Source organism: Nocardia sp. NPDC058497 (genome assembly GCF_042720195.1).
In the GTDB taxonomy this organism is placed as follows: Bacteria; Actinomycetota; Actinomycetes; order Mycobacteriales; family Mycobacteriaceae; genus Nocardia.
In genome coordinates this window covers 1-3432 of record NZ_JBHXMY010000614.1, presented here as the reverse complement: position 1 = coordinate 3432, position 3432 = coordinate 1, and the positions used below count along the sequence as shown (strand labels likewise).

The window sequence follows — 3432 nt, the reverse complement described above, 5'->3', positions numbered from 1 at the left end:
GAAGAAGAGAATTCGCGGTCGCAGCTCGTATTTGTCGACGCACGATTCGGCGTAGGCCTTGAGTTCGCTGCCCGGCGCGTACACCCGGGACCAATCGGTGCGCTGCTCGAAGGAGAACTGGTAGCTGAACGACGGAATATCCACGGCGACACCGGGATAGGTGTTCCAATGCCAGGTGCCGCCGACACCGTCGGCTTCGTCGACGATCAGGAAGTCGTCGAATCCGGCATTGCGCAACGCGATCGCCGCGCCGATCCCGGAGAATCCGGCGCCGACGATGATGATCTCGTGGTCGATTCCGGTGGTGGTCATGCGATCTCCTTCATCCGGTGGCGGCCGGGACGGGCGACGGTGCGGACGACATGCTGGGCGTCCTCCGCGTAGACGATGGTGTCGACCCGATGCTCGATACCGTCGACCGTACGCACTCCCGGCGGAACCAGTCGTGCGATCGGCCAGGTCACCAGGGTGCAGTGTGGTTGCCGCAGCGTGCGGTAGTAGCTGTTGTGCACGGCGACGCCCGCGGTGTCGTCGGGTGTGAGACGGTGCCGCAGCCACGAATCATGAACTTGGACACGGAGATTGACGCGGGCGACGAGCCGCACCAAGCGCTCCGGTGTATGGCGCAGTACCGCCGCGCCAGGTAGCGGTGCGCGCGGCAGAATCCACACCGCGTCGGTCTGGAACACCGTCACCCGCGCGGCCTCGGCCGCGATGCCGGGCAGCAGCCGTGCCGCCGCCGCCCCGCTGCCGATGATCGCGACGCGGCGGCCGGTGAATTCGTGGCGTGGCACGAATTCGGTGCTGTGCGTCTGGCGGCCGGCGAACGTCTCGGCGAATCGAAGAGTCATTTCGCCACCGGTTCATAAGTGAGTTCGTCAGACCACGACGGCCTGCGCCCCAGTACCCGGACCGGGAACCGGTCGATACACGCATTGGACACATCGGCCAGCAACTGGAACGGCTGGCGGCGGTGAATCGTGGCCTTACCGTGCATCTTCACCACGTGATACAGCGGCATCCGCCGGATCGCCGGGCTGCGCTCACCGACATTCTCGTAGCGGCGCACCGCCTGCCACAGCTTCTCCTCGTCGAGCCCGAGGGCGATGATATTGGTCGACATCCGCGACAGCAGTGGCGCGTACAGCAGCGCGCCGAGCACGAACGACGGGCGCACCGCGAAACCGGCTGTCTCGATGGCGATCCGGCGCAACGGTCCCGCCCCGAGCTGTTCGAGAACCTGGAAACCGACGGCCAGGTGCCGGGATTCGTCGCTGTTGATGTGCCGGAACACCTCGTGACAGACCGGATCCTCGACCTCGTCGAGCAAGAATTTCACCAGCGCGCCGTCCAGCGCGGTCTCGAGCGAGGGAATGACCGTGCCGAGCACCGGCAGGGTCAGCTGGTCGGCGTAGCGGTCGAGCCAGCTGATGACGAGGCGAATGTTCTTGTTGGGCACCGGCATCGCGTCGCCGTCGAGCATGCCCCACCGGCGCATCAGCGCCAGTTCGGCATTGGCGTGCTTCTGCTCCTCGGCGTGGAAATACCGGTAGATCTCCCGCAGCGGGCCGGGCGGCGCCTGGTGCACGAGGGCGGCGAAGCCGCGGGCGCCGACATGTTCGATCCACACCAGATCGGCCATGAAGGTGGCCAGCCGGGGGCGCTGCTCGTCGGTGATGGTGTCGGCACCCGGTGCGTCCCAGTCGATGTCGGCCAGGGCCCACTGCCTGGCGCGGACGGTGGCGAGCATATCGGGATAGGCGAACGTCATTGTTCGATCTCCTTCTTCTGTGCTGGATCAGCGCACGACCCGCTCCAGCAGGCCGGCCGAACGGGTATAGGTCGCGGGCATCCACCGTTTGGCCTGCCACAGCATTTTGGCCTCGAGTTGCGGCACCACATACAACTCGCCGTGGTCCACGGCATCGAGGGTGGTGCGGGCGATCGCGGCGGGCGCGCGTCCGGTCCAGCGCAGGAGCAGTCCGCCGAGCCGTTCGGCGGTCTCGTCCATCGGTGAATCCGCCTGCATGATGTTGGTTTTCACGCCGGTCGGGCACAGCACGGTGACACCGACGCCGGTGCCGGCCAGTTCGGCCGACAACGTCTCCGACAGCGCCAGCACCCCCGCCTTGCTGACGTTGTAGGCGGCCATGCGCGGCGCCGCGCCGAACGCGGCCGCCGAGGCGACGTTCACGATCGCGCCGCGACCCGCCTCCCGCAGGATCGGCGCGAAGACGTGACAGCCGTGGATGACACCCCACAGATTCACGCCGAGCGTGCGCTGCCAGTCGTCGAGGGCGAACTCTCCGACCACCGGCCCGCCCGCCCCGATACCCGCATTGTTGACCACGACGGTGGGTGCCGCGCCGAACCAGTCCTGTGCGGTGGCGGCCAGCCGGGTGACCTCGGCGATCGCGGTGACATCGCAGCCGGTGCCGATCGCCTTCCCGCCCGCGGACTCGACGAGTCCGGCGGTCTCGGTGGCGCGGTCGGAATCGATGTCCGAGCAGACGACGCGGCCGCCGCGCTTGCCGAGTTCGACGGCGAAGGCACGTCCGATTCCGCTGCCGGCGCCGGTCACCACGGCATCGGCGTTCGTGGTCCGGCGGCGTCCGCCGAAGGGAAACAGTCGCATGGCAACTCCCGGGTCGACCCGGTGAGACTCGAACTGGTGGCAACTGCCACCATTGGCCGCACCTGACACCAATTAGGCTCGCAGAGGAGTACTTTGTCAACCATGGATGTGCGCGCACCGGCACGGACCTGGGGCGGGCTGACCGCCGACCAACGCAGGGCGCAGCGGCGGACCAGCCTGGTCGACGCCGCCCTGAGCATCTGGATCGAGAACGGCTGGGCCGCGGTCACCATGCGCGGCGTGTGCCAGCGGACCTCGCTCAACGACCGGTACTTCTACGAACACTTCGCCGATCGCGACGAACTGCTCGCCGCGGCCTGGGACGAGGTCTGCACCGAGGTGTTCGTCGACCTGGCGAGCATCGTCGCCCAGAACACCGAGCGCACACCCCTGGAAATCCTGCGCGCGGCCATCGCCCGCGCCGTCGAGCTGCAATCCGACCCCCGCGGCCGCGCCAGGATCCTGCTCGCCGACCACGCGGGCAGCGCGGTCCTCGAACAGCGGCGCAAAACCATGCTCACCGACGCCACCGATCTACTGATCGCGGCCGCGTGGCCCTATCTACGTCCCGGCGTCGACGAGACCGCCATCCGCATGAGCACACTCGCCGGGATAGGCGGCTTCATCGAACTGCTGTCCGCCTGGCGCACCGGCGTGCTCGACGTGGATGCCGAACGCATCGTCGAGCACACCAGCGCGATCGCGGCCCAGCTGGGAACAATGTTCCTACCAGCGGAGATCATCGGCGACCAATAGGGCTTTCTCGACACTCGGCGAGATCACGACAGCCCCAGAGG

5 protein-coding genes are annotated in these 3432 nt (G+C 67.6%); 1 reads left to right on the top strand and 4 read right to left on the bottom strand.

The genetic code is table 11. The features are described 5' to 3' along the window. From ACFWPJ_RS28245 to ACFWPJ_RS28230, 4 genes are all read right to left on the bottom strand, one after another. On the bottom strand, positions 1–312 hold a 312-nt coding region (locus ACFWPJ_RS28245; protein WP_378855846.1), incomplete at its 3' end, for an NAD(P)-binding protein. Further along, positions 309–851 (bottom strand): NAD(P)/FAD-dependent oxidoreductase, encoded by a 543-nt coding sequence (locus ACFWPJ_RS28240; RefSeq protein WP_378855844.1) that lies wholly within the window; start codon positions 849–851, stop codon positions 309–311. The genes ACFWPJ_RS28240 and ACFWPJ_RS28245, both read right to left, overlap by 4 nt. Beyond that, a complete protein-coding gene (locus tag ACFWPJ_RS28235; protein ID WP_378855842.1) occupies positions 848–1771 on the bottom strand; it encodes a ferritin-like domain-containing protein in 924 nt (307 codons plus the stop codon). Before ACFWPJ_RS28235 ends, ACFWPJ_RS28240 begins: the two co-directional genes overlap by 4 nt. Positions 1772–1798: 27 nt before the next feature. Next, positions 1799–2635 carry an SDR family NAD(P)-dependent oxidoreductase gene (locus ACFWPJ_RS28230; RefSeq protein ID WP_378855840.1) on the bottom strand — a complete coding sequence of 279 codons (837 nt, stop codon included), beginning with the start codon at positions 2633–2635 and terminating at the stop codon, positions 1799–1801. Positions 2636–2743: 108 nt separating this feature from the next. Here ACFWPJ_RS28230 and ACFWPJ_RS28225 point away from each other — a divergent pair, with 108 nt between their 5' ends. Further along, positions 2744–3391: a TetR/AcrR family transcriptional regulator gene (locus tag ACFWPJ_RS28225; protein ID WP_378855848.1), complete on the top strand. Its 648-nt coding sequence runs from the start codon at positions 2744–2746 to the stop codon at positions 3389–3391. Positions 3392–3432 lie beyond the last annotated feature (41 nt).